Raw genomic sequence first — 5,944 nt, 5'->3', positions numbered from 1 at the left:
TTAAATTTTAAAGTTATTAGGCTGTCAAAGCTGATTTAACGTGAAAATACCTGCAACAGGTAAAGAGTAGCTCCTGTTATGCATCATAGTATGAAGTATAAATAAGAAAAGCAGGGCTGAACCCTGCTTTTCTTATTTAACGAATTGCCCTAACCTTAGATCATGGCCACTGTACGATTGTTGATTTGGGCTTCGTAAGTGTTTTTGTAATGCACCTTTCGCTCCAGAGCGGCAATGATAGGAACAGAAAAATCCACGCCTTCCATTTCGCTGGCATCGTGCAAACCGCCTGGGCTAAACACGTTGATTTCCATTAGCTTATTTCCAACTATATCAAGACCAACTAAGAACATGCCGTCCTGAATTAGTTTTGGCCGTACAAGCTCCACCAGGTCCAGCATGGTTTGCGTTACCTTGGCCGCCTGCGTAGAGCCTCCGGCATGCAGGTTGCTACGGATGTCGTCTTTTCCGGTAACTCTGTGGATGGCGCAGTACTTGCCTTCATGTTGCAGGGCTTCTCCGTTCATTACGATCAGACGCACATCACCCTCGGTAGCCTCTGGCAAATACTCCTGTACAATTACATAGCCGTCGCGGCTGATGGCTTCCACAATCTGGTTCAGGTTAGTGGAGTCATCCTTTTTCACCATAAACACACCAGATCCACCGGAGCCTTGTAGCGGTTTCAGGATGATGTTATTCTTCTGCTCATTAAAGAACTCCTTTATCTCGTCTTTGTCGCGGGTAATAAGAGTGCGTGGGCGAACAGCCTCTGGAAAATGCTGGAAATACATCTTATTCACCGCATCAGAAAGCTTGGTAGGGTCGTTGAGCACAATAACGCCATGGCGTATTGCCAGCTGGCCAAAAATTATACCTGCGTTCTGTGCCCAGCCGCGGCCTTCGCCTTCTGAAGAAGGGTCGTTGCGGAGCATGAGCACGTCCAGGTCTGGTGCAGTAACGCGTACTCTGTTTGCCTTATCACCCTGAATAGCCTCCAGGTATGTGGCCAGTGCTTTATACTTATGCTTCGGGTCGGCTTGCACAGCGGTAGCGCCCATGTAGCCGTCCGGGTAGTAGGCCAGGTCGCCAACGCCCATCAGGTAAACTGTATGACCCTGGTTGTGCATGCGCTGCGCCAGAAAGATGGTTGAATAGTTCGGTTTTTCTGTTTTTATGTCGTTTACTACAAATCCTATAGTCATGGGGTGCTATTTATACTTTAGTTGATGATGTGGCTGATTGATTACAGTAAATTAAATACTGATATGCCGGCTTTAAGTTGTTCTAGCTTAGGTTTGATGCTATCGTCGAGCAGGTAGCGCGGTTTAATGGGCACCGGGCGCAGCACATTCCGGTAAATGAGTTCCTGCACAATCGGGATGTAGTCCTGGCGGATTTTGCCAATGAGCAGCGGCTCCAGTTCATGTCCTTCTTTCAGGTAGCTGAGCAGGTGCACCAGTCCGCGCAAGTATACGGCATCTTTTGTCAGGCCGCCGCCGCGGTGCACGCGCATGGTTACGTCCCAGGCCGTTTCGTCGCTGAAATTATACTCCTCCTTCAGTCTGGAGAAGTTATCGGTAAAGCTGCAGCCTTTGGTGAGGTGGTATACAGCCACCACACGTGCCGCCAGTATACGCAGGCGGTCGTGGTCTAAGCCGCCTACCAGCCACTCGCTGAGTACCGCCAACCCCTCCTGTAGCTCTTCGTAGCCGGGGCTGCCCATGTACAACTGTCGGAGTGGTTGCGCCTTTCCGTTAAAGTAGGTGAGAATGTGTGTGCCCACCTCATGCTGTATCAGCGCCTCGGCCCGGTGGCGCGGAATTTTAGCGTCGGTTCCTACATTCAGCCGGCCTTCAGACACAATCAAGCCTACAATGTCATCCCGCACATCCACGCCAGAGTCTAGGGCTCGGTATTGGTCTTTCAGAAAAGCAATTTCTCGTTCGGCCTGTGCGGCAAATTCAGCTACAGGTATTAGTTCCACATCTTTCTCCCGCACAGGCTCGGGAATGGCGGCAAGTATGCCTTCGGCAATTTTCAGCAGTTGCTCGTCAACGGTACCGTAAAGCTGCATGCTGCTGTAGAGAAAGTCAGGCGTATTACGGTCGGAGAGCATGGTCAGCATCTTGTCCAGCTCGTGGCGCTTGTCGCGGAACAGGTAGCCTAAGGTAGGGTCATCCACTTTCTCAATAGAGATATTGTAGAGTTTCCGCTTCAGTTGGTCCGCATCGATGGGCATGAGGCGGTAATGGAAGATAGGTGCTTGCTTATACTTAGCCTTCTTAAATTCTGCCCAGGCATTGTTATTATTGACCGGCGTTACGAGCAGCAGAAACTGAAACTGGTCGCTGATGCTGGTTAGCTGCTTATCAATGCGCCACACCACCCGGTTTACTGCCTGCCGCCCCAGCGCCTGAAAGTGTACCGGATGGTGGGTGGTTTGGACGCTTATAAAATCAAAAACAGTTTTTTTGATGGCGTTAGCTACTTGCTCACGGAGGTTGCGCAGCAACAAAGGGTATATTTTACCGGTGGCAGCATTCTTATAAATAGGCTTGAGCTGTAGCCCCAGCATCAGGATAGCGTGCTTTTTCAGCTCCTCTTCTGGCATCAGGCAAAGGGGCTCCTGCAGCAAAGGAGCGTTTGAGTCGGTTGCGACAGAAGTATGAATAGTGCTTAGCTTTATACTTTGCAGCTCCTGCACAATGGTTTTGGTGGAAGTAGGTAGCTGTTTCTCTGGCCCGAGTACCTTAAAAAGCGGCACATCGGCAGCATCGGCAGGTGGCGCTAGCAACTCAATAATCATAAAGGCACCAAACTTATCGGCCATCGCCTTGGCTATGCTTTGCACAAGAGGCCGTAGCTCTTCAGTGCGCTCCTGGTGCGAAATAATATAGGAGGCATTGGCTTTTAGAAAGTCGGCTGTGGGGTGATCGGGCTGGCCGCTGGGGTGGCGGAAAAGTACTAAAAAGGGCAGGGGCCTATCGATGTAAATAAGGCCGCCCTGCGGTAGCCGCCGGTGCACCTGCTTGCCGCGTGTCAGGCTGCGGGTAATTTTGGTTATAAAGCTATCGGTTATACTTTCTATCATGGTTGTTCAGGTGGGCAGGCATTCAGATAAAAGACTCTGTGATGAAAGACATAGGACTTATAGATTGATGTACGCTACGCAAGCTGAGATACTCTTTCGCTTTTACACAACTGCTTAGTTACGATAAGCATGTGGAGTGTCAGGAAGTAACCTATAGTTCTTTTTAATAGAAATGTACGTCATTTGTCAGGTAGTCATTCATTACAATAAGAGCTATACTTGGCATACCTGGGCCAGTGCCTCCAGTACGGGTTTGGTGGTTTGCTGTAGTGCCTGCTTTATCTCCTGCACCTGCTTTTGGTCCGGCTCTCCCGTCCACTCATCCATAAAGAACTTCTTAAACTCGATGCTCATCACGCATACGCTGTCGCCGAAGGTATCGTGGATCCAGCGCATGAAGTGGCCGCCCTTGAACTTTACATTTTCCCGCACATCCAGCTTTCGCTCCCGAAAATCATGGCTGCTCAGGCTGTGGATGAAGCCATCTACCACGGGAGCCCACTTTTCACGGTTCATGTTGCCGGTGCCGATGTTTACCTCCGGGTTCTGCTCCGGGTCAGCAGGTGGTCCTGTTTGTCCCTCGCGAAGGTGGTTATAGGTATGGAGGTCATAAACCACAATGCAACCGTGCTGTTCAATTAGCTTGCTTAGCATTGCCTTTACATCAGTATAAAATTTATTATAGTTGCCCATCGACTCCTGCGCCAGGTGCTCCGGCAATGCATCCTTCCATACTTCTAAACCCCAGGCATCTTCCGGAACGCGGTAAATCGCTTTTTCAGGTGGCCGGTTCAGGTCCATCTCGAAGCGGGAGTAATGGCCTATCACGTGGTTATCAGTTATACTTACCCAAGCTGAAGTATAAGGATCCTCTTCGCGCAGGCGCTCTTCTGATGTCAGGTTGAAAAGGCTTTTCAGATTAGGCCTTACCTCGTGGCCATCATGTATGGCTGTTGCCACCAATGGGCTGTTGCCGCTCTTTAAAGTATAGTATGATAGTGCTTTTGTTTCTGTCATAATTGTTTTGTTGTGCTTAATTGTACCTTTTCCGGAGACCGAAGGTTATAAGCACTCCATTCGCAGCGGTTTGATTTTTACCATAGTGGTTTATTCCTATATTTACATAAGAATATATCGAAAATGGAAAGAGATTATACTGCACAGGCTGAAGCACTGAGCACAGAAGATTTAAAGGAGGTTGTGCAGCAACACCAGGAGTATGAGCCAGAGGCTGTGCAGGCGGCTATGGCAGCGTTGGAGAAGCGAGGCGAAGAAGTGCCTGAATGGGAGCCCGCAGAACAGGCACAGCCTCAACGGGAAACACTGGGCCAAAAGATCAATGGCTTTTTGCAGCTGTTTGTGCCGCAGCAAAACTATTTTGTTACACCCATCCTGCTAAACCTGAACCTGCTGGTATTTATAGTGGGAGCTTTGCTTGGCTTGCATGTATTAGAGCCCGATGCGGCACGTCTGGTAGATCTAGGAGCCAACTTTGGGCCTTATACCTTAACAGGGCAGCCTTGGCGCCTGCTTACCAGTATGTTTCTGCACGGTGGCTTACTGCACCTCTTGTTCAACATGATGGCTTTGGTGAATATAGGTGCACAGCTGGAAATGCTGATAGGGCGGGTACAGTTTATACTTGCATATGTGCTGTGTGGCCTGGCTGGGAGTGTCATTAGCCTGTGGTGGGTAAGCCCTGAGGTTAATGTGTCAGTGGGTGCCTCGGGAGCAATTTTTGGGATGTTTGGCCTGTTGCTGATGGTGCTCCTGCTAGAGCGTGAGATGGATTGGAAGACAAAGCAAGGAATGTTAGGTAGTATGGCAGTAGTGATTGGCCTTAACCTGGCCTATGGCATGCGCGATGGCATAGACAATGCCGCACACGTTGGAGGGCTGGTGACAGGCGTAGTATATGGCGCGCTGCTTTTGCTGCGCTCTGACCGGTACATCACCCAAAAGTATAGCGCCGTAGGTAATAGTATAACCATGGTGACAGGTTTGCTGCTGGTGTATGTGTGGTTTAGCCTGATACCCTTTACAGGAAAAACGCGCTATGTGCAGGTAGTGGAAAAAATAGGCCAGAACGAGCAGCAGGCAATGCAGGCAATGATTGCTATGGATAAAGCAGGCGAAAACGTAAAGGCAGAAGAAATGGTGCCAATGCTAGCGAATGGAATTGCGCTTTGGGAAGAGAGCGAGAACCTGCTGGAAAGTATAGATGATGCCCCGGACGCAGAAAAGCCTCGTGTTGCTGCTATGCTGGATTACGTGCGTCTCCGCAAAATGTCTTACCAAATGCTGCACGACGACCTGCTGGCAAACCGCCCACTCCTGCACCAGAAGCAGCAACAGATGCTGGGTGCCATCAACCATTACGCCATGCAGCTACAGCATGATAATTTTTCAGAAGCAGCCAGTCCGGTGATCACAAACGATTATGAGCTGGAGCAAAAGATAAAAGGCAGCGACGGCAAACCCCTGGGCGAAGCAGACTTTGCTGCAGTTGGCGACCCTCTCTATGTGTTGAATGGCAAAGAACTTGGAATTGCCTCTAAAAGTGAGGCACTGCCTGAGGTAACTAATTTGAATCCAGAATCGATACAAGAGATTACAGTATTGAAAAGAGAGGAAGCAGTAAAAATTTATGGGGAGAAGGCTGCAGGCGGAGCTATAGTTATCACAACAAAGGAATAAGACAGGCCAGTTTAATGACTTAAGTTAGTGGCCGCAACTTTAGTATTGCCCCTTTATCTGTTAGGTAATAGTAGTAAGCAAAGGAGGGGTATTTGTAGGTTGTGCAAGAAATATGTAACTTGGTTAGAGCTAATGTAGTATAGAAAATTTATA

At 49.1% G+C, this 5,944-nt stretch carries 4 protein-coding genes; 1 reads left to right on the top strand and 3 read right to left on the bottom strand.

Annotated features, from left to right (window positions below):
* Window positions 1-155: 155 nt before the first annotated feature.
* From ACFQ2O_RS19235 to ACFQ2O_RS19225, 3 genes are all read right to left on the bottom strand, one after another.
* Window positions 156-1,205: a glutathione synthetase gene (locus ACFQ2O_RS19235; protein WP_377531833.1), complete on the bottom strand. Its 1,050-nt coding sequence runs from the start codon at window positions 1,203-1,205 to the stop codon at window positions 156-158.
* Between the two features lie 41 nt (window positions 1,206-1,246).
* On the bottom strand, window positions 1,247-3,094 hold the full coding sequence (locus ACFQ2O_RS19230; protein ID WP_377531831.1) for a flavohemoglobin expression-modulating QEGLA motif protein: 1,848 nt from the start codon (window positions 3,092-3,094) through the stop codon (window positions 1,247-1,249).
* A 213-nt stretch (window positions 3,095-3,307) separates the two neighbouring features.
* On the bottom strand, window positions 3,308-4,111 hold the full coding sequence (locus ACFQ2O_RS19225) for an N-formylglutamate amidohydrolase (RefSeq protein WP_377531828.1): 804 nt from the start codon (window positions 4,109-4,111) through the stop codon (window positions 3,308-3,310).
* 123 nt (window positions 4,112-4,234) lie between these two features.
* Between ACFQ2O_RS19225 and ACFQ2O_RS19220 the strand changes: the two genes are divergently transcribed.
* On the top strand, window positions 4,235-5,791 hold the full coding sequence (locus tag ACFQ2O_RS19220) for a rhomboid family intramembrane serine protease (RefSeq protein ID WP_377531826.1): 1,557 nt from the start codon (window positions 4,235-4,237) through the stop codon (window positions 5,789-5,791).
* The last annotated feature ends 153 nt before the right edge of the window (window positions 5,792-5,944 follow it).

The organism is Pontibacter rugosus (assembly GCF_042678745.1).
Lineage (GTDB): Bacteria > Bacteroidota > Bacteroidia > Cytophagales > Hymenobacteraceae > Pontibacter > Pontibacter rugosus.
Note: the sequence above shows the minus strand (reverse complement) of the source record. Positions and strands in the feature narration are given on the sequence as shown.

Bases quoted from the DNA above. Each gene is read 5' to 3' on its own strand.
- ACFQ2O_RS19220 (WP_377531826.1), top strand. From the start codon at position 4,235: ATGGAAAGAGATTATACTGCACAGGCTGAAGCACTGAGCACAGAAGAT.
- ACFQ2O_RS19230 (WP_377531831.1), bottom strand. From the start codon at position 3,094: ATGATAGAAAGTATAACCGATAGCTTTATAACCAAAATTACCCGCAGC.
- ACFQ2O_RS19225 (WP_377531828.1), bottom strand. From the start codon at position 4,111: ATGACAGAAACAAAAGCACTATCATACTATACTTTAAAGAGCGGCAAC.
- ACFQ2O_RS19235 (WP_377531833.1), bottom strand. From the start codon at position 1,205: ATGACTATAGGATTTGTAGTAAACGACATAAAAACAGAAAAACCGAAC.